Source organism: Actinophytocola algeriensis (assembly GCF_014203735.1).
Taxonomy (GTDB): Bacteria; Actinomycetota; Actinomycetes; order Mycobacteriales; family Pseudonocardiaceae; genus Actinophytocola; species Actinophytocola algeriensis.
The window spans coordinates 1-20,338 of sequence record NZ_JACHJQ010000011.1; the positions used below are offsets into that span (position 1 = coordinate 1).

14 protein-coding genes are annotated in these 20,338 nt (G+C 70.2%); 1 reads left to right on the plus strand and 13 read right to left on the minus strand.

The features are described 5' to 3' along the window. Nucleotides 1–624 precede the first annotated feature (624 nt). From FHR82_RS39400 to FHR82_RS39460, 12 genes are all read right to left on the minus strand, one after another. Nucleotides 625–1,740 (minus strand): nucleotidyltransferase family protein, encoded by a 1,116-nt coding sequence (locus FHR82_RS39400; protein WP_184815766.1) that lies wholly within the window; start codon nucleotides 1,738–1,740, stop codon nucleotides 625–627. Continuing rightward, nucleotides 1,718–2,917: a glycosyltransferase gene (locus FHR82_RS39405; RefSeq protein ID WP_184815767.1), complete on the minus strand. Its 1,200-nt coding sequence runs from the start codon at nucleotides 2,915–2,917 to the stop codon at nucleotides 1,718–1,720. Before FHR82_RS39405 ends, FHR82_RS39400 begins: the two co-directional genes overlap by 23 nt. An 8-nt stretch (nucleotides 2,918–2,925) precedes the next feature. After that, nucleotides 2,926–4,137 carry an O-antigen ligase domain-containing protein gene (locus tag FHR82_RS39410; protein WP_376706482.1) on the minus strand — a complete coding sequence of 404 codons (1,212 nt, stop codon included), beginning with the start codon at nucleotides 4,135–4,137 and terminating at the stop codon, nucleotides 2,926–2,928. After that, nucleotides 4,110–4,967, minus strand: a complete 858-nt coding sequence (locus FHR82_RS39415; protein ID WP_184815768.1) for a class I SAM-dependent methyltransferase — start codon at nucleotides 4,965–4,967, stop codon at nucleotides 4,110–4,112. Before FHR82_RS39415 ends, FHR82_RS39410 begins: the two co-directional genes overlap by 28 nt. 9 nt (nucleotides 4,968–4,976) lie before the next feature. Then, nucleotides 4,977–6,425, minus strand: coding sequence for a right-handed parallel beta-helix repeat-containing protein (locus FHR82_RS39420; RefSeq protein WP_221464898.1), 1,449 nt, complete (start codon nucleotides 6,423–6,425; stop codon nucleotides 4,977–4,979). A gap of 74 nt (nucleotides 6,426–6,499) precedes the next feature. Further along, nucleotides 6,500–8,476: a heparinase II/III family protein gene (locus FHR82_RS39425; protein WP_184815769.1), complete on the minus strand. Its 1,977-nt coding sequence runs from the start codon at nucleotides 8,474–8,476 to the stop codon at nucleotides 6,500–6,502. Then, a complete protein-coding gene (locus FHR82_RS46940; protein ID WP_225944002.1) occupies nucleotides 8,473–10,887 on the minus strand; it encodes a bi-domain-containing oxidoreductase in 2,415 nt (804 codons plus the stop codon). Before FHR82_RS46940 ends, FHR82_RS39425 begins: the two co-directional genes overlap by 4 nt. Before the next feature lie 12 nt (nucleotides 10,888–10,899). Beyond that, nucleotides 10,900–12,795: an asparagine synthase (glutamine-hydrolyzing) gene (asnB, locus tag FHR82_RS39440; protein ID WP_184815770.1), complete on the minus strand. Its 1,896-nt coding sequence runs from the start codon at nucleotides 12,793–12,795 to the stop codon at nucleotides 10,900–10,902. Between the two features lie 12 nt (nucleotides 12,796–12,807). Then, nucleotides 12,808–14,352: a Wzz/FepE/Etk N-terminal domain-containing protein gene (locus tag FHR82_RS39445; RefSeq protein WP_184815771.1), complete on the minus strand. Its 1,545-nt coding sequence runs from the start codon at nucleotides 14,350–14,352 to the stop codon at nucleotides 12,808–12,810. Continuing rightward, the gene (locus tag FHR82_RS39450; protein ID WP_376706483.1) at nucleotides 14,349–15,713 is read right to left on the minus strand and encodes a Wzz/FepE/Etk N-terminal domain-containing protein; all 1,365 of its coding nucleotides are present in this window, start codon (nucleotides 15,711–15,713) and stop codon (nucleotides 14,349–14,351) included. Before FHR82_RS39450 ends, FHR82_RS39445 begins: the two co-directional genes overlap by 4 nt. A gap of 108 nt (nucleotides 15,714–15,821) precedes the next feature. After that, a complete protein-coding gene (locus tag FHR82_RS39455; protein WP_184815773.1) occupies nucleotides 15,822–17,009 on the minus strand; it encodes a glycosyltransferase family 4 protein in 1,188 nt (395 codons plus the stop codon). Continuing rightward, complete coding sequence (locus FHR82_RS39460) at nucleotides 16,999–18,318, minus strand: nucleotide sugar dehydrogenase (protein ID WP_184815774.1); 1,320 nt, start codon at nucleotides 18,316–18,318, stop codon at nucleotides 16,999–17,001. Before FHR82_RS39460 ends, FHR82_RS39455 begins: the two co-directional genes overlap by 11 nt. Nucleotides 18,319–18,517: 199 nt before the next feature. Between FHR82_RS39460 and FHR82_RS39465 the strand changes: the two genes are divergently transcribed. Beyond that, a complete protein-coding gene (locus tag FHR82_RS39465; protein WP_184815775.1) occupies nucleotides 18,518–19,822 on the plus strand; it encodes a UDP-glucose dehydrogenase family protein in 1,305 nt (434 codons plus the stop codon). 3 nt (nucleotides 19,823–19,825) lie between these two features. On the opposite strand, the gene FHR82_RS39470 is transcribed toward FHR82_RS39465, so the two are convergent. Further along, nucleotides 19,826–20,338 (minus strand): Clp protease N-terminal domain-containing protein, encoded by a 513-nt coding sequence (locus FHR82_RS39470; RefSeq protein WP_184815776.1) that lies wholly within the window; start codon nucleotides 20,336–20,338, stop codon nucleotides 19,826–19,828.

Sequence of the window (20,338 nt, forward strand, 5' to 3'; positions counted from 1 at the left end):
AGTGTGCCGGATAACCCACTCCCACCACTGATTAGGCGCGTTCAGGACATCGCCGACGCTGTGAAAGGCGCGTTGAGGACGGTGAGCGCCCTGAACGCGCCTTTCACGGCATGGCCAACGCCGTGAAAGCGCCTTTCACAGCACAACGGACACCGTGAAGGCGCGCAGGCGCGAAGGGGGCGCGAGCCCCACACCACACGCAGGCAGACCGACCCATGCCAAAGAACCGAAGATGCCATCCCGCAAGGCCATCCCGGAGACCTGCCCCTCCGGCGAGGAGCCACCGGAGGCAAACCCCGTCCGGCGAGGACAAACCACGAACCCACCCCGGCCAACCTAAGTGGACGCAGCCCTAGCGGCCACCAACGTTGCCGATGCCCTGAAAGACGCTTCGGCACGTAACCCGATGTCATGAAGGAGCCCTTCATCACGTTGAACGCAACGAAGGGGTCCTTCATCGCACCGAGCGCAACGAAGGAGCCCTTCACCACGGTGAGCACCGGCGGGCAACGTCCGCGCACTGACACGTACTTCGCCCTGCACAGGGCCCATACCCGAACGAGTGAACTATTCCGGCGTGGTGGACCGCTGGGCCATTCGGCGTAAGCTGTTCATATGTTCGATTCAGTCAGCGCTCTTTCCTCGGCCCCGCAACGCTTCCCTTACCCCGAAACGAAAACGCGCCAACGCCGACGCGTGCCGTCCGGCGGTGTACCGCGAGTCGGGCAGGATCAACGCCCGCAGGTAGGCGGCCCTGTCCCGGAACCCGGGCAACACGGGCAACGTGGCGATCGCCTGTGCGGCAAAGGTTTTGGTGGCCTGCGTGTGGAGCCCGAGCCAGTGCTCCTCGCGCCGGGTCGGCGCATAAGACGCCGCCCAGCCCTGCAACGGGCTGGTGGTGGGCAACCCGAGCAACCGGGTCGCGTCGGCCACAGCGGCCGCGACAACGGCTTGCACACCCCAGGCCTGGGCCCGGTCCAGCACGTCCGAGGAGTGCGGCAACAGCTGAGCGACATCCCGCAACGACCCCAGCCGCAGCGGCCAGTCACCCAGCGCGGCGTGGTAACACGCGTGCAGGAACCGGTTGGTGGCCGACAACGCGACGAGGGTGCGGCCCCCGACGGTGAACTCCTCACCGGCGTCCCACAACTCGTCGATGTTGACCCGCACTCCCCACGGTCCCAGCACGAACGTCCGGTGCAGGTCGATCTCGAACCCGTTGCCCCGCAACGTGGTTCCCTTGTCGAACCGCTCGTCGAACCCGGGTCGGGGCTCGGCGAGGATGCGCGTGAACCCGGCTGCGGAGAGCACCTCCACCGCACGGCCGACGTCTGTGGGCCGGAACAACAGGTCGAGGTCGATGAAGGACCGCAGAGCAGGCTCGGGATAGTCGAGATGCGCGTAGGAGCTGCCCTTCAACACCCGGCACTCGACCTCACCAAGGAGGTCGTGCAACGCCACGAGGTGCTGCTCCAACGACAACACCCGAAGCAGCACAGCGCGATGCGCACCCCGGGCCTGCTGTCGTTGCCCGTCGGTCACCGGCAGCACCCCGGCGTCCACCGCGGTACGCAACTGCCCGAGCACCCGATGAGCCTTGGCCGCCGCAAGGAGCGCTACCCATGACGCATCGGACAGTGGCGCTACGGGAAACGCCCGGGTGACGTCGGGCAGGCCGTGCCCGGCGACAGCGAGCAGGGCGGCCAGGTAGTTGTCCTCACCGCACAGTCGACGTGCCACGGCGGCTCTCCCGGACAACCCGTTCGTACTGCGCGACAAGGTTCGCCAACCCCACCGAGGGCGTGAACCCGTGCTCGTACCGAGCCCGAGCAGCACGTCCGAGCGACGACGGCGCCCGCACGATCTGCCCGAGCGCGGATGCGAGCGAAGCGGCGTCACCGGGAGTGTGGGTAAGCCCGGTGACCCCGTCGTCCACCAGCTCGGCAAGCGAACTGTGCCCGGCCACCACGGAAGGAACCCCGGCAGCCATGGCCTCCACCACGACAAGCCCGAACGTCTCCAGCCACCGGGACGGCACCACCACCGCAATGGAACGAGCGATCAATGCACGACTGGAAGCCTTGTCCTGCAACCCGGCAAAGGTCACGTCCGCACGCGCCCGAGCCCACGCGGCCACCTCGTCGGCCAGGGGTCCGGCCCCCGCGATCACGAGCGGCACCCCCAGCCCACCGGCCCGCGAGACCCGTTCCCAGGCCGCCATGAGCAGCCGGACCCCTTTCTCCTCGGTAAGCCGGCCGAGATAAAGGAGATGCTCACCGGTCCCAGCCCGGCGAACGTCAGTGTCCTCGACGAAGTTGTACTTGACGGTCAACAGTTCGGCAGGCATCCCGTTGGCGACAAGCGTCCGCCGCTGCGCGTCGGAGATGCACAGGAACCGCGAGACCCCCGACCACCACCGCCGCTGATTGACAAGGAGGTTCACCGCCAGCGGCACGGTGGCAACGGTCGATCCGCGGTAGCACCCGTGCCGCAACGCCGGCAGAGGCAGCTTCCCCACGCACGCGGTGCAGGTCGCCCCGTCCCGGTACAACGTCCCGGAAGGACAGACCTGCGTGTAGTTGTGCAGGGTCGCCACGACGGGCACGCCGGCATCGCGGCAGGCGTCCAGAACCGAAGCCGAAAGGAGAGGAAAGGTGTTGTGAACGTGCACGACGTCCGGCCGCTCGGTCCGCAACCGCTCGGCCAGCGCGGATCGGGCACGCGGGTTCCATGGCACACCAAGCGGCACGAGTGCCTTGCGTGGCAACGACATCCCGGCGATGTCGTCACTGCGGCGCTCGAACCGGTCCACGTCGTGCCCGGCCGCCCGCAACAACGCGACCTCCTGGTCGACGACGTTGTCCTCCCCGCTGGGCTGCTCAGTGCGGTAGCGGTTGTGCACGACGAGCACGCGCAAGAGATCGCTCACGTGGTCTCCTTCGTCCTCGTCAGCAGCGCCGCCGCGAGCGCCAGGTTCAGCAGGTACGGCGAAGCGTCGCCGAGCCCGGCCTCCGTGTAGGACGCGATGACGCAGTAGAAGATCAAGAACAACGCGATGGCCCTCGGCAAGGACGGCGGCCGCAGGCAGGCCACAGCCAGCAAAGTCACCAGGAAGGCAGCCACGATGACAAGCCCGAGATACCCCTGCTCCTGATAGACGGCGAGCCAGCTGGAGTCGATGGGCAACCCGTCGAACGACTTGTTGGTCAGCCCGACCCCGAGGAGCTGCTCGTCAAGCGAACGAGGCGCTGACAACAGCGCGTCCCACACCTTCTCGCGACCGGTGAGTGAACCCAGGTCGTCCTGACCGCGACGGAACCACGTCTGCACGGCAGGCCCGACGACCACCGCACTGACCCCGGTGATCAGCACGGCACGCCCGAACACCTTCCTGGCGCGCGACGACGTCGACGCGAGCGCCAGCAACGCGACCACGAGCCCACCGACCAACCCGAGCAACGCCGTCCTGGTGTGGCTCATCAACAGCAACGCGATCCCCGGCACAGCGAGCCACAACAGGCTCGACCGGGTGGTCTTGTGGCCCAACCAGAGGAGGATCACGAGTCCGGTCATGGTGGCCGAGTACAGACCGATCTGCGGCGGCGTCAGCGGCCAGACGGCGCCCACGATCCGGCCCCCGTACACGTCCGGCCGCGCCATGCCGGGCGCGACCACCAAGCCGAGCGCCACGGTGAACAACACGGCGGCGAACGCCCGGACGTGGTGGCGCAGCAGTGAGAGCCAGTCGTCCCACCAGCGGCTGACCAGCCACAGCGTGCCGACGAACATGGCGAACCGGAAGCAGCGGAACAACGCGCCGTACCCGGACTCGAGCCGGGCGCTCGACGCGATGCTGACCGCCAGCAGCAACGTGAGCAGCAGCAGGTACGCGCTGGGCCGCAGCTGAACACGAGGGTTCAGCAGCAGCGCCAGCACGAACGCGCCGACGACGGCCCCCATCGTGACCATCTGCGCCACCGGCCGCGGGATGGGGATGATCGTGTCCGCACCCTGGGAGCCCAGGGTGTTGATCACGAGCAGCGCCCACACCGCGCCGAGCAGACGTGGAGACGTCCGCTCGGGCAGGAAGGTCTGCGCGGGGGCCAGGTTCACGGCCGTGCCTGCAGGGTGACCCACAGGTGCCAGCCGAGGCGGTCACCGAACGGGAGGTGGTGCACCGGCAGCGGCGGTGCGTGCATGTACCGCTGGAAGGAGTCCACGATCTCGAAGGAGGAGAAGTCACGTGCCACGTCGGAGAGCGAGTACACGCGAGCGAACGGGTTCCGCGGCCCGTCGGTGTTGCGGTGCGTGAACGCGTCCAGCGACAGGTAGTTCCGCAGCCCGACCGCCGACGCGTTGTCGAGGTGCTGCCGGAGCATGCCGTCACCGCCGACGAACCCCCGGACGGGGTATGCGGCCGCCAGCACCGCGCGGCGGACGAACCGGATGCTGACCTGGAAGTTCAGCGACCGCCGCGCGTACAGCATCGCGACGAGCGTGCCGCCCGGCTTGAGCACGCGGTGGATCTCGGCCTGCGCCGTCGCGATGTCGGGGATGTGGTGCAGCACGCCGTGACTGAACACGTGGTCGAAGCTGTTGTCCGGGTACGGGATGGCGAGCGCGGAACCCTGCTTGAGGTCGTCGTGCGGCAGGTCGCGCAGCGCGAGCCGGGCGCCGACCCTGGCCACCGACTCGGCGGTCAGGTCCAGCCCGGACCAGCGCGCGCCGCGGCGGATCAGCTGCTCGGACTCCGCACCCTGGCCGAGGCCGATCTCCAGGACCTTCTTGTCCCGCCAGTCGAAGCGGTCGAGGCAGGCCGGGATGTGACCTTCCTGGTCGTAGCGCCAGCGGTCGTAGGCGGCGAAGAACCGCTCGTAGTCGTCCGCGAACTCCTGCCGCAGCCCGCCGACGATGTGGTCGCCGCACGGGTGCGCGTTCCAGAAGTCCTGTACCTGGGTCTCGTTCATGCTGCTCCCTCAGCCGCCCGACTGGACGAACGTGCTGTTCTTGTCCTGCGAGTAGGGCGCCGACTGCCACTGCCCCGGGTGGATGACGCGGCCGGTGTCCTTCGCCATGAAGGTCCACGGGCCCGTGTAGTGGTTGTCGTGCCACGAGTTGTGCTGCCCGAACGTGATCGCCTGCTGCACGGTGTCCGCCCGGTAGGGCGACCAGTCCGGGTAGGTGCCGTAGTTGGAGATGATCGCCATCCGCGCGCACAGGGCGTTGCAGCCGATCTTGCTGGGATCCACGGAGAACCGGTTGCCGTGGATGTCCACCCGCTGCGTCTTCCAGCGGCAGTCGTCGTACAGCGGGTCCTTCGAGATCGCGGGCGGCTTGCACCTGTCGATGTCCCGCACCAGCCGGGTGCAGCCGCCGGAGGTGTTCGCGGCGCTGTTGCAGAACCGGTCGGCGTTCTCCCACAGGGTGACGCCGGACCAGTTGTCCACCAGCACGTTGTCGTAGATGTCTATCTTGTCGGTGCGGGCGGGCACCCGCTTGTCGCCGCCGGCCTCGGACAGGTAGATCGCCGCGGAGGGGAAGCTGTCGCCGCTGTTGGCGAACTTGCGACCCTCGACGATGTTGTTGCGGCGGATCGTGTTGTCCCGGATCACCGCGTTGTAGCTGATCTCGTAGAAGATCGCGGGCCCGTCGTTGTCCTCGATGACGTTCTGCTCGATGAGGAAGTCGTTGTTGTTCGTGTCCGCCCACAGCCCGGCGCCGCGGTTGTCGTGCACCCAGTTGCCGCGGATGTCGGCGCCGTCCACCGCCCAGAACTTGACGCCGCCGGTGCAGCCGCAGCCCTCGAGTTTCGACTCCCAGTCGTCGGTGTTGTTGCCGGTGATCTCGTTGCCCTCGACCACGAGGTCGGTCAGCTCGCCGTCCTTGTAGGCGTTGATGCCGTACTGCCCGTTGTCCCGCAGGCAGTTCCCACGCACCACCTGCCGCGCGCCTGCCATGAGCGCGGCGCCGCCGTTCTTCTCGATCGTGTTGTCCTCGATGACCCAGCCGTCACCGGAGTCGTGGTTGACCACACCCTCGTTGGGCGGCGGGACGAACCCGCGGATCGTGAGGCCACGGATCGTGACGTCGCTCGCGTGGAACACGAACCCATACTTGTTCACGCGCCTGCCGTCGAGCACCGCGCCGGGTGCGCCGAGGTAGGTGTTGCCGTCCTTCGGTTCGACCGAGCCGTACTCGTCGGCGGCGAGCGTGTGGGTGCCCGGTGCCAGCCAGAACGTGGAGCCCGGCGGGTTCGCGTCGGTCTTGGCGCTCAGGTCGCCCGCGACACCGGCGTCCACGGTCACCGCACCGTCCGGCGCCGCGGCCGGCCCGGGTTTCGTGTTCCCGCACACGGCCGCGATCCGCCCGGACGGCTCCGTCGACCGGTCGTCCGGCTGGGGCGCCGCGGTGCCCGTGCACGACATGAGCATCGGCAGCAGCGCGCACAGCAGTGCCCTGCGGGTCCACTGTGGAGTGCGCACGGGAGAACCTCCGAAGGTCAACAGGGGAAGCGGAGCAGGGTCACGAGCGGGGCGGACACACCGCCACCGGCACGGCCGGTGCCGATGAGCGTGGTGGCGGGTTGACGCTGGCCGAAACTCTCGGAGTACCAGCCGAGCGGCGGTTCCTCCTGGCCGTGGTGGACGGCCCACGCGAGGTCCCGCGGCAACTCGAGTACAGCGGTCCGGTCGTCCCACGACAGCAGCGCGGTGTCGCCGTCCAGCACAGCCGTCACCCTCGGCCCCAGGTGGAACGCGAGACGGCAGTCGTGCGCTATCGGCGAGCGGACCTCGTCGTGGATCTCGAGCTCGCCGATCCTGCGGTCGAGCCGCACGGTCCTGCGGTGCTCGGCCGGTTCGCGGCCACGGGTGTACCCGTCGTGCTCGGCGGTCCACGTCGCGACACCGCCCCGGCCCGGGTCGGAGGTGAGCACGGTGGTGCGGGCGTGCCGGGTCCACATGAACGGTCCACCGGACTGCGACTGGTTCCGCCCACTCACCTCGAGCGTGTTGTGCGCGAGCGTGGACCGGAAGTAGGCACGCCACTCGGGCTGCCCGTGGTAGCAGTACGTGCCGGGGTCGGCGAGGATCTCGACGCCGTCGTGCCGCACCTCGACGGACAGTGCGTCGGCGTGCGCGTGCGCGGCGATGGACAGGAACCCGTGCGGGCCACCGTCGCAACGGCACCAGATCTCGGGCCGGGTGTCGTCGTTGGTGCGCAGGATCGTCATCCCGGCGTCGGCGAGGTGGTCCGGCTTGCTGCTCGGGCGGACCGCGTCGTTGCGCGCACCGTTGGTGAGCGCGGCGACGAGCGGCGTGCGCACGTCGTCGACGGGCACGACCGGCCACCAGCCCTGCCTGCCGAACAGCGCGTCGCCGGTGTGCAGGAGGCTGGCCCACCGGTGCGCGTCCGCGCCGTCGACGACGAGTCCGTACCCGTCGTCGGCGTCGCCCTGGCGGGGCGGGTTGAGCCGGACGTCGACGATCGCGGCGAGCGTGTCGCACATGCGCATCAGCACGAGCCACGTCGTGTCCGGCACCCGGACCCCGGCGGCGTCGGCCTCGATCACCGCGGCGAGCCCCAGTTCGAGCACGAGCCCGTGGTACTCGGTGGCGAGCTCCCGGTTGAGGCCGGACGCGAACGTGTTCCGGTGCAGGTGCTCGTCGAACTGCCGAAGCGCCGCGGACCGCCAGGAGGGAGACTCCGGAAACCAGTCGAACGCGCAGGCCGCGACGAGCTGGCCCGCGGTCTCGGCGATGACGTGGTTGTTGGCGGACGACCCGTGACTGCCGAGCGCGGCGAGCCACCGCTGGTGGTGCCAGATCTGGGTCAGGGCATCCGCGTTGTCCTCGAACAACGCGGCCGCTCCGGACCAGCGGTCGAGCAGCCTGCGCACCCACACCCAGGAGATGAGGCGAATCCCCAGCTCGATGCCGCTCACCCAGTGCACCCCGCGCAGGGGCGGGTTGTCGGCCCACCACGACCGCAGGTGCTCGGCCACGCGGTCCGCGTACTGCTCCTCACCGGTGAGGGCGTAGGCGGCGGCGAGCACCGTGAGGTGCTGGTGCCGGGACGGTTCCCACAGCTGCTTGATGTCCCCGACGGCGAGTTCGTCGCGGTAGGGGATGTCGAAGGCGTACCGGTCGGTGGGCGCACGCCTGCCGGTCTTGGGGTCCCACGACCAGTCGGGCGCGACCATGTCCTCGCGGGCGATCCCGAAGTACGAGGCACGCCCGGCCATCAGCTCGTCGGCGGCGGCAACGAGCTGCGCCTTGGCGGTCGGGGTGACCGCGGCCAGCGCCTGATCCGGCAGTACGGGCACGAACCGACGGTTGGGCAGCCAGACCGCGTTCATCGCCGCGGCGTCGTCGAGGACCCGCCGCCACCGGTGGACCCGGGCGGCGACCACGGCACGCGCGGCGACTTCACGTGGCCCCATGCGGGACAGGCGGCGGAGATACCAGGTGGGTCTCATGGCGTCAGCTCGCGGATGTGCACGGGCACGCCGGTGCCGAGGCTGGTCTCGACGGCAAGGGTCGCCAGGGTGGTGGCGGCGAGCGAGTCGAACGGGACGGGCATGGGCGCACCGGACGCGACGGCGTCGACGAACTCACGCAGCTCGGCGGCCTGCCCCTTGTCCCGGGCCTTGGGCAGCCGCGAGCTGACCCACTTCTTCCGCCCGTACACGGCGGCGCGGGCGAAGTCGTCGAACCGCAGCACCTTGCCGTCGGCGGTGAAGTCGATGGTCTCCTTCTGGAACTGCGAGGACCCGGTGGTGGTGTAGGTGACCGCGGCGGTGGACCCGTCGGGGTAGGTCAGGACGACCTGCAGGTCGGTGTGGCCGGGGGTGGCGGTGGCGTAGACGGTGACGGGGTCGTCGGCGAGCATCCACGACACGGTGTCGATGAAGTGCCCACCTTCACCGGCGAACCGGCTGCCTTCGGCGCCGTGGGTGTACCAGCTGCCGCCGTCGAGCGACCCGGCGTTGACGAGGTACCGAACCGAAGCCGGCCCGACCCGCCGCCCGAACTGCCGTCGGCTTTCGTTGAGCAGCGGCGCGAACCGCCGGTTGAAGCCGACCTGGAGCCGGTCGTTCCCGGTCTCGTCGATGGTGGCGCGGACGCTGTCGAACTCCGCGTCGGACAGGGCGAGCGGCTTCTCGACGAACACGGCCTTGCCCGCCCGCAGTGCGCGGTTGGTGAGGGCGGCGTGCGAACTGTGCCGCGTGACGACGAAGACGGCGTCGACGGAGTCGTCGCCGAGGAGGTCGTCGATCTCGGTGGAGGCGTGCCGGAACCCGAACTTGCGCTTGGCGTTGGCCCCGGAAAGCGCGGAGGTGGTGACCACACGATGGAGGTCGGCTCGTTCGTTCTCGGCCAGGTGCGGCAGAAGCATGGAGGAGGCGTAGTTCCCGGCCCCGATGAACCCGATCCGCACCGTCGACTTGCGAACAGCGGACCGCTGCCTTGTCAACCCGGCCGCATTCCCCACTCCGTGCGAGAGTCCCATTGGCGCGGCAGGGGGCCCCCCGATTTCCACACTACCGTCGGCCGCCGCGTTTTCGGAAGCGTCGACGGCGGTGTCTCCGTGCGAGAGTCCCATTCGCTCGCCAGGGAGCCCCCCGATTTCCACTTTACCGTTTGTGGTGCCGTTTTCCGAAGTCTTGTCGGCTGCGTTCCCGTTCGAGAGTCCCATTCGCTCGTCGGCGGAAGGCTCTTCGATTTTCACGTTGTCAGCGAGTGCCGACAATTCCGGCGCCTCGTCCTGCGGGTAGGCGAACAGCACCGCCACGGCTTTCAGTTCGCCGTCGTTCAGGGAGCGGTAGGTCTCCACCGCGTCGTCGAAGCCGGCCACGTGGGTGATCAGCGGCGAGACGTCGATCTTGTCGCGCGCGGCCAGGTCCAGGAAGCACTCCAGGTTCCTGCGCTCGGTCCACCGCACGTACCCGATCGGGTAGTCGCGGCCCTCCAGCTCGTACGACGGGTCGTAGCGCCCAGGCCCGTACGACCTGGAGAACCGGACGGACAGTTCCTTCTCGTAGTACGCGTTCCACGGCAGGTTCAGGCTGCACTTGCCGATGTCGACCACCGTGCCGCGGTCCCGCGACAGCTTGGCCGCCAGTTCCACCGGCTGGTTCGTCGAGCCGCCCGCCGCCAGGTACACCTGGTCCACGCCGTGCCCGCCGGTCAGCGACGCGACCGCCATCTCCACCGTGTCGGAGCCGGGCGCGGCGCACAGCGCGGCACCCACCGACTCCGCCAGCGCGCACCGCGTCGGGTCCGGGTCCACGCCGATGACCGTCACGCCCGCCGCGCCCAGCAGCTGCACCACCAGCTGGCCGATCAGGCCGAGGCCGATCACCAGCGCCACGTCACCCAGCTGCGGCTCACCCTGCCGCACACCCTGCATGGCGATCGAACCCACCGTGCCGAACGCGGCGTGCTGGGGCGACAACGCGGTGGGGACCGGGGCGTACAGGTTCTTCGGCACCCAGTTCAGCTCGGCGTGCAGCGCGTGCTCGTTCCCCGCGCACGCGACCAGCGACCCCACCGACACGTCGGTGATCCCGTCGCCGACGGCGGTCACCACGCCGCAGAGCGAGTAGCCGAGCGGGGTGTAGGAATCGAGCTTGCTGGTCACCTTGCGGTAGGTGGCGGCGAGACCGTTGGTGGCGACGCTCTGCATGACCTTCGCGACCTGGTCGGGCCGGGCCTTCGCCTTGCCCAGCAACGACTTGCTCGCCTCGCTGACCTTCATCAGCTCGGTGCCGGTGGAGATCAGCGAGTACAGGGTCCGCACCAGCACCCCGCCCGGCTTGCACGCCGGCTCCGGCACGTCAAGGAGCGCCAGCTCGCCGCTCTTGTAATTCTGCACTACCTGCTTCAAGACCATTTTCCTTTACTCAGCCGAGAGAGCGGCGCGGTACCAGTGTTCGAGCGTCAGCACGTGCCAGAGGTGTTTCGACCGGTCCTGCCTGCCGGACGCGTCCTCGTCAACCAAAAGCCGCAGGGCGTCGCGACGGAGGAAACCGTTGCGCACCAGCAGGCCGTCCTCGATGACCTCCCGCACCAGCGGCGCCAGGTCCCGGCTCATCCACGCGCGCAGCGGCGCGGAGAACAACCCCTTCGGGCGGTACACGATCTCGCTCGGCAGGAGCTGCTCGGCGGCCTTCTTCAGCGCCACCTTCCCCTGCCCGCGCACGATCTTGCGGTTGCCGGGGACCGCGAACGCCGCCTTCACCACCTCGACGTCCACGAACGGCACCCGCACCTCCGTCGACGCGGCCATGCTCGACCGGTCCGTGTACGCGAGGTTCAGACCCGGCAGGAACATCCGCGAATCGGCGAGGCACATGCGGTTCACGAAGTCGGACAGGGTGTTGTCGTGGTAGGTGTCCGCGTGCTCGGTCAGCACGTCGTCGACCGCGCCGGACAGGTCCGGGCTCACCAGCGCGGCCAGCTCGTCCCGGTCGTACATGGTGTAGCTGCGGCGGAACGCCGTCTCCTCCGGCAGGTCCGCGAACGACAGGAACCGCTTCGCGAACCGCACCGAGCGGTAGCCGCGCCGGGACGACGCCACCGGCAGCCGGTCCACCAAGGAGTGCACGGGGCGCCGCACGACGCCGGGGATCTGCTGGTAACCGAGCGCCAGCTTGTTCGCCAGGTGCTTGCGGTAGCCCGCGAACAGCTCGTCGGCGCCCATCCCCGACAGCATCACCTTCACGCCGGCCTCGCGGGCGGCGGTGCAGATGAGGAACGTGTTGATCGCCGCCGGGTCGCCGATCGGCTCGTCCAGGTGGTAGGTCATCTTCGGCAGCAGGTCCAGGACGTTCGGCGCGATCTCGATCTCGTTCAGGTCCACCCCGAACTTCGCGGCCACGATCCGGGCGTACTTCAGGTCGTCCGGCATCGCCTCGAACTTCGCGTCCTCGGGGCGGAAACCGATGGTGTACGCGGAGATCCCCGGCTGGTGGCGGGCCGCGAGCGCGGTCAGGTAGCTCGAGTCGAGGCCACCGGACAGGAAGGTCGCCACCGGCACGTCCGACAGCAGGTGCGCCTTCGTCGACTCCTCGACCACCGCCGCCAGGTCCACCTCGGACACGTGCTGGGCCTCGTCGGCCACCTGCCGCAGCGACCAGTACGTGCCGGTCTCGGACGAGCCGTCCGGGCGGACACGCAACCACGAACCGGGTGGCAGCTTCGACGCCTCCCGGTACGCGCACCGGCTGTCCGGCACCCAGTAGTACAGCAGCGACGCGACCAGCGCCGTGTCGTCCACGGTCAGGTCGCCCAGCTCGGTCGCGAGCGCCTTCAGCTCCGACGCGAACACCACGCCCGCGCCGCGGCGCACGTAGAACAGCGGCTTGATGCCCAGCTGGTCGCGGACCAGCGTCATCTCCCCGGTCCGCTCGTCGAACACCGAGAACGCGAACATCCCGCGCAGCCGGGGCAGGCAGTCCACCCCCCAGCGCCGCCACGCCCGCAGCAGCACCTCCGTGTCCGACGTGCCGCGGAACCGGTCACCCAGCGACTCCAGCTCCCGGCGGAGGGCAGGCGCGTTGTACAGCTCGCCGTTGTAGGTCAGGGCGAGGCCCTCGGCCACCATCGGCTGCGCGCCCGTCTCGGTCAGGTCGATGATCGACAGGCGGCGATGTCCCAGGTGGACCTCACCGTCGCCCGCGCGCCCCGACCAGCGCCCCGACCCGTCCGGGCCGCGGTGGGCCAACGTCTTCGTCAGCCGGTCCGTCAGCGGTCCGCCGTCGGGCCACAGGTAACTCCCCGCGATGCCACACATGCGTCCGCCCCCTCAGCCCTGTGTCCTGCGCTGGGACAACTCGTCGCTGTCCCGCCGCACCGGTGCGAACTTCTTCGTCGGCAGGTCGTGCCCCGGCGGCTGCACCGGCGCCAGCCGCTTCGTCGGCAGGTCGGCGCCGTTCGTGCCGTTGGTGCCGTTGGTGCCGTTGGTGCCGTTGGTGGTCTTCTCCGCGTGCTTCGCCCGTCCGCGCAGCGCGGTGTGCAGGCCGTCCCACAGCGTCCCGTCGGTCCGGTCCCGCGGGTCCGGGTCGACGAGCACGACGCCGACGACCGGGATGCCCAGGTCGGCGAGCTGCCGGGCGACCGTGTGCAGCCACGCCGTGTGCGCGTACCCGACGCGCACCACCAGCACCGCCTCCGCACCGAGGTGCGGCAGGTCCGTCCACGACGCACCGGGAGCGACCGACCCGACGCCGAGCCGCGCTTCGCCGTCGTCCAGTGCGGCGTCGACCGCGGCCGCCAGCGCGGCCGCGACCTTCGGCGCACCCAGCTCCAGCACCGACACCGGCCCGGAACCGTTCCGCACCAACCGGACCAGCGTCTCGGCGACTCCGGCGTGCTCGTCGCCGGCCGCCTTGTTCGGCAGCAGACGCCGCTTGCGGCCCGGGAGCTGTGCGATCACCGACGCACCCAGGTTCGCCGCGATGTCGCGGCGCAGGACCGGCTTGTCCCGCACCACGCCGGTCACCGCGGCCAGCGCGACACCCACCACCAGGCCGAACGCCAGCCCGATGCCGGCGTTGGTGGCACCGGTGATCTTCAGCGATGTCCGCACCGGGCGTGGCGCGTCCACGATCTGCGTGCCGGCCGCCACCCGCGGCGCACCCAGCCCGGCCTCCTGCGCCTGCTGCGTGAGCTGGCTGATCTGGTCGGTCAGCTCCGCACGCCGCGCGTACAGCGAGTCCAGGGTCGCGGCGTTCGACGGGGGCGGCGCCGCGCTCTCCTCGTTGTTCTGGTCGTTGTCGTTTTCGTCGTTGTTCTCCGCGTTGACGGCCGCGGCCTCCGCACCCGAGATCTGCCCGTTGACCTCGTTCAGCTCCGCCTGCACCTGCGTGCGCTGGTCGGTCAGCGCCTTTGCCTCCGCCGCCGCGGCCGACTGGATGCGGCCCACGTGGTCGGCGATGAACGCCTCCGCGAGCGCCTTCGCCCGCCGGGCCGCCTCCGCGCCGGTCGGCGCCTCGACCGTCACCTCGAGCACGTTGTTGGTGAGCCCGACGACCGTGATCGTCTTCAGGAACTCCTCCGGTCGCTCGGCCACCGTCAGCCGTTCCAGCGCGTCCGCGGCGATCCTGGTCGTGCTCATCAGCGCCACGTCCGTGCGGATCAGGCTGCCGCCGTCGGACGGGCCGTCCTGCTCGTGCACCACGAGGATCCGGGTCACCGCGGTCGGGGTCGGCGGCATCAGCACCGTCAGCAACCCGCCTGCGAGGAACCCGAGCAGCGCGAAGCTCAGCCACAGGCGGCGCCCTCGGCGGATCGCCGTCCACAGCCGGGTGAAGTCCAGCAGGTGCTGGGGGCTCTGCGAGGTGGTGGTCACGGTGCACCTGCCAGCGCGGGTTCGGCGGGGCGATCGGGAACCTGTTCGAGCGGGCGGGCCCGGCGGGTGACCACCGCGCCGAGCACCTCGTGCCCGGCGTCGCGGCACGCCTCGGCGATGCCGACGAGCTGCCAGCCGGTCCGCGTGCCCGTGGTGACGACCACCAGTACGCCAGGCACCGCCTCGTCCGGCACCACCGGGCGGTCCGCGTCCACCTCGACGACCTGCAACGCCAGCCTGCTCTCGGCCGCGACGGCACCCAGCCGGTCCGCGGCGCGGCGCGCCGCGGGGTCGTCCTTCGCGACCACCACCAGCACCCGGCCCGGGCCGGGGGGCAGGTGCTCGCGCAGCCGCGACAGCGCGCGGCGGTAGCGGATGTCCAGTCCGGTCTCGTCCGCGGCCGACGGCAGCTCCGGCAGGTGCCACGGCCGGTCGTCCACGACCAGCCCGGCCACCTTCTGCCACCACGACTTCGGCGCGGGAGCGGCGGCCGCCTCCGGCACGTCGGGCACGTCGACGCCACCCATCACGGCCGTGCCCAGCGCGGCCGTGATCTGCTCGTCGTCCCGCAGCCGCTTGTCGGCGCGGGCCGCGAACAGGTGCCCGAACACGCCGAGCACCAGGAACACCACCGCGCCACCCGCGACGAAGTGCGTCATCGTCGGCGTCGCGGGGCCGAGCGGGCGCTCCGCCGGGCCCATCACCACGATCTTCGACGAGCTCGACACCGTGTCCAGCTCGTCGAGCTTCGCCACCGCCTGCGACAGCGCGGTCCGCAGCGACTCCAGCTCCGTGCGCACGCCGACGCTGTCGATCGTCTGGCCCTGACCCGCGGAGTTGTGCAGGTCGGAGATCTTCTGGTTCGTTTCGATGATCTGCTGGCGCAGCGTCTCCTGCTGCTCCTGCGACACCTGCGCCGACGCGTCCGCCGTGTTCGCCATCAGCTGCGTCGAGAACGTCACGTACTCCTGCGCGACCCGGTCCGCGAGCTGCTGCGCCTGCTCCGGGGTGTCCGCCACCCCGGTGATCTCGATGATGTTGCCGTCCGCCACGGTCGCGGTCACGTCGTCGGCGAGGTCCGCTCCCGACCTGCCCCACCGCAACGCGGCGGCGGTGCGGTCCAGCACGACCGTGCTGTGCGCCACCTGGGCCTCGGTCGTCAGCTCGTCCGGGTCCCGGGGGCCCTGGAGCAGCACGCTCGCCGACGTCTCGTAGCCGGGCGAGAGCACCAGCGACGCACCCGCCCCCACCAGCGCACCCAACACGGCGATCACTATGAGTAATCGCCACCTCTGGCGCAGTACTCGCCAGATGATGGCGAGCCGCGCTGTGTCAGCGGCGTCGGAGACGTCATGGATCATCGCGTCGGGCCCCCTTTCGAGGAACTACGGCACCTGAGCGGGGCCGGCGCCTCACGAGTCCCGTCGCGGCGGACCCGGTTTGAGTTACACCCCGACGGTTACTCTTGGTCAAGATGTTGCGGTCGCGTACGCCGCGAGCAGTGCTTTCTGTGAGTTGCTCCACGCGAGCGGGCCCTCGACGCGCTCCTTGCCGAGCTTGCCCATCCGCATCCGCTCCTCGGGGTCGTCGAGGAGCCGCGCCGTGAGCCGCGCGAACTCCCGCTCGTCGTTGGCAGGCGCGTAGACGGCCGCGTCCCCCGCCGACACCCGCGCCTCCCGCAGCTCGAACGACACCATCGGCCGGGACATGGCCATGTACTCCATGACCTTGTTCATCGTCGACACGTTGTTCAGGGGGTTGTGCGGGTCCGGCGACAGGCACACGTCCGCGGTCGACAGGTACCGCACCAGGTCCTCGTCCGGGATGCGGCCGGTGAACTCGACCACGTCGTCGAGTCCGAGTTTTCCCGCCAGCGCCACCATCTCGTCGAACGTGTCGCCCGCGCCGACGAACACGGCGTGCCAGTCGTCGCGTTCCTCCCGCAGCAGAGCCAGCGACCGCAGCGCGTAGTCCACGCCGTCCTGCGGGCCCATCACACCCAGGTAGCACAGCAGGTGCGGCTTGCCCTTCTTCAGCTCCGGCTCCGCCTCGACCTGCTGGAACCGCTCGATCACCGGCGCGCTGCGGACCACGAACACCTTCTCCGGGTCCATGTTCCCGCGCGTGATCGCCGCCTCGCGGTAGCTCTCGTTGGTCGAGATCACCACGTCCGCGGCCTTGTACGTGGCCCGCTCCAGGCGGCACACCGCGCGGTACAGCGCGTCCTCGCCCCGGCCCGCGAACCGCGACAGGTACAGCTCCGGGCACAGGTCGTGCTGGTCGAAGACGAACTTCGTGCCCTGGCGCTTCAGCACCTTCGCCACCAGGTACAGCAGGTCCGGCGGGTTGCACGCGTGGACCACGTCGATCCTGCCCTGCTTCGCGATCTTCCTGGCCAGGCGCAGCGTGTGCCACAGCGCGGCGCCGTACTCCTTGACGTACCCGCGCGGGCCGCCGGTCGCCGCCACCAGCGGGTAGCGGTGGATCTTCACCCCGTCCAGCTCGACGTACGGCTCCCGGTCCCGTTTCGTCCCCTGTGGACAGATGACGTGCACGTCCCAGCCCGCGTCCCGCAACGTCTGCGACTCCTGCCAGACGCGGCGGTCGAACGGCACCGAGAGGTTCTCGACGAGGATGAGTGCTCGCTTACCAGGCAAGGCCCACGTACCCCTTGTCGGCCCGGCGCGCCTCGGCGTCGGGGAGGCGGACGAGATCGATCAGCGTGCGGTGGTCGTCACCAGAGGGCAGCGCGGCCAGCACGGTCGGGTCGGTCGTCGCGACCAGGTACACCTCGGCGTGCGCGAGGACCTCGTCGACGTCGGCCGCCAGCAGCTGGCCGAGGTGCGGCAGGCGCTGCTCGATGTACTCGCGGTTCGCGCCGAGCAGCCGCGACATGCTCACGCATCCGTCGTAGATCCTCAGGTCGTAACCCTTGCCCAGCAGGCGCTCCGCCAGCTCCACCATCGGGCTCTCGCGCAGGTCGTCGGTGCCCGGCTTGAACGACAGGCCGAACAGGCCGACCTTGCGCTTGCCGGTGCGCGCGACCAGCTCGAACGACCGCTTCAGGTGCTCCTCGTTGGACGGCAGCACGTGCGACAGGATCGGCACCGACACGTCCACGCGGTGCGCGGCGTGCACCAGGCCGCGCAGGTCCTTCGGCAGGCACGACCCGCCGAACGCGAACCCCGGCTTCAGGTACGCGGGGCTGATGTTGAGCTTGCGGTCGGCGACGAACACGTCCATCACCGCGTGCGAGTCCAGGCCCAGCGCCGCGCAGATCGAGCCCAGCTCGTTCGCGAAGCCGATCTTGAGCGCGTGGAAGGAGTTGTCCGCGTACTTGGTGATCTCGGCGACCGGGATCGGCACCCGGAACACGGCGCCGGGCAGGCCCTCGTACAGGGCCGCGACCACGTCACCGCTGTCGGCGTCCAGCTCGCCGATCACGGTCTTCGGCGGGTCGAAGAAGTCGCGGACGCTCGAGCCCTCCCGCAGGAACTCCGGGTTCACCGCCACGCCGAAGTCGACGCCCGCGGTCCTGCCCGACGCCTTCTCCAGGATCGGGACCAGCAGGTTCAGGCAGGTGCCCGGCAGCATCGTGCTGCGGAACACGACCGTGTGACGGGTGTCGCGCTCGGCTATCGCCTCACCGATCTGCTCGGCGACCCGCTCCAGGTACGTCGTGGACAGGCTGCCGTTCTGCGCGGACGGCGTGCCGACGCAGACCAGCGACACGTCACTGTTCGCGACCGCGTCGGCGACGTCGGTGGTCGCGCGGAGCAGCCCGGTCGCGACCACCTCGGCGGTCAGCTCACCGATCTTCTCCTCGACCACGGGCGCGTGCCCGCCCATGATCAGGTCGACCTTGGTGGGGTTGACGTCGACGCCGACGACGTCGTTGCCGCGGGAGGCGAGGCACGCGGCCGACACCGAGCCGACGTAGCCGAGGCCGAAGACGCTGACTCTCATCTGCCGCCCGCCTTTCTGGAGGCAGCACAAAAGAAGCGTGCCATTACCACGCGTTCCTCCGGTGGGGATGTTTTGCGCACGTGCGGGCCCCGAGAACCGCACCTGGTTCAGACAGTGAGTCGGCCGTCAGGCTGTTCCCGTTACGACACATGTAGCGTTCGTTCTGACGTGTTGGGGATCAGCGAGGGGAGTCCGGCCCGTGTTCGTACGGCGGATCGCGGTGGTGGGAACCGGGTATGTCGGGCTGACGACCGGCGCGTGTCTCGCGTCGCTCGGACACCACGTGGTGTGCGCCGACGTCGACGCGGAGAAGGTCAAGCGCCTGTCCAACGGTGAGGTCGACATCCTCGAGCCCGGCCTGGCCGACCTGGTGGCCGGTGGCCTCGCCGCGGGCCGCCTGTCGTTCGTGCTCGGCGCCGCCGCGGCGGTCGAGGGCAGCGAGGTCGTGTTCCTGTGCGTGCCGACGCCCATGGGCGTCGGCGGTGTGGCGGACCTCTCGGTGGTCGAGTCGGTGCTGGAGGAGGTCGCGTCGCTGCTGCCCGCCGGTGCCGTCGTGGTCAACAAGTCGACCGTGCCGGTCGGCACCGCCCAGCGCACCGCGGAACTGCTCGAACGCGACGACGTCGCGGTCGTCTCCAACCCCGAGTTCCTGCGCGAGGGCTCCGCGGTCCACGACTTCCTGCACCCCGACCGCATCGTCGTCGGCTGCGACAAGCAGGACGCCGCCGAGAAGGTCGCGGCGCTCTACGCCCGCCTCGGCGCCCCGACCGTGCTGACCGACGCCGCGTCCGCCGAGCTGGTCAAGTACGCGGCGAACTGCTTCCTCGCGATGAAGCTGTCCTACGTGAACGCGGTCGCCGAGCTGTGCGACCGCCTCGGCGCCGACATCTCGGACGTCACCGAGGGCATGGGCTACGACAAGCGCATCGGCCAGGCGTTCCTCAACCCCGGCCCCGGCTGGGGCGGCTCGTGCCTGCCGAAGGACACGTCCGCGATGCTGCAGCTCGCCGACGCCGCCGACTTCGAGTTCCGGCTCATCCGCGCCACCATCGACACCAACAACCGGCAGCGGCAGCGCATGGTCGAGAAGGTGCGCATCGCCGTCACCGGCAAGCGCGGCGGTTCGCTGTCGAAGGTCCGGCTCGGCGTTCTCGGGCTCACGTTCAAGGCGGGCACCGACGACCTGCGGGACAGCCCGGCGCTCGCGGTGTCCGCGCTGCTCCGCCAGGCCGGTGCCAAGCTGACCGCGTACGACCCGGCCCTGCGCTCCGGTGACACCCGACCCGACCTGGACGGCATCACCGTCGTCGACGACCCGTACCGCGCCGCGGAAGGTGTCGACGCGCTGGTCGTGCTCACCGAGTGGCCCGAGTTCCGCGGTCTCGACTGGGCCAAGCTCGCCGGGGTGGTCAACCGCCCGGTGGTGGTCGACACCCGCAACCTGCTCGACCCGGACGTGCTGCGCCGCGCCGGCTTCGAGTGGAACGGCCTCGGCCGCCCCTAGCACTCACGTGCGGCCGCGCAGCCTCGCCCGCACGTCCAGGTAGGACAGGCCGTGCGTGGCGAGGAGTTGGCCCGCCACACCCTCGTGGGCGGCGAGGGCCAGCAGCAGGTGCTCGTCGCCCAGTTCGCGGTCGCGTAGCGACTTCGCCTGGGCCAGTGCGCCGCGCAGGACGTCCTTCGCCGCGTCGCCGAACCGGCGGTCCCGTGCCGGTGGGGTGAGCACGCCCTTTCCCAGCGCGCGCTCGACGCCTGCCACGACCTCGTCGACGTCGATGCCCAGCTCACGCAGCATCGCCGCGGCCTCGGCGTCCGACAGGCCACCCTTGCGTTCCGCGGTGCGGAACGCGGCGTCGACCTTGTCCGCGGTCACGCCCGCCTCCGACAGCAGTCGCGCCGAGGTCGTGCCCTCCTGGTCGAGGAGCGCGAGCAGCAGGTGCTCCTCGGTGACCTCCCGGCGGGCCTGCTTCGCGGCCTCGGTCACGACCCGCCTCGCGACATCGGTGAAGCGGTTGAACAT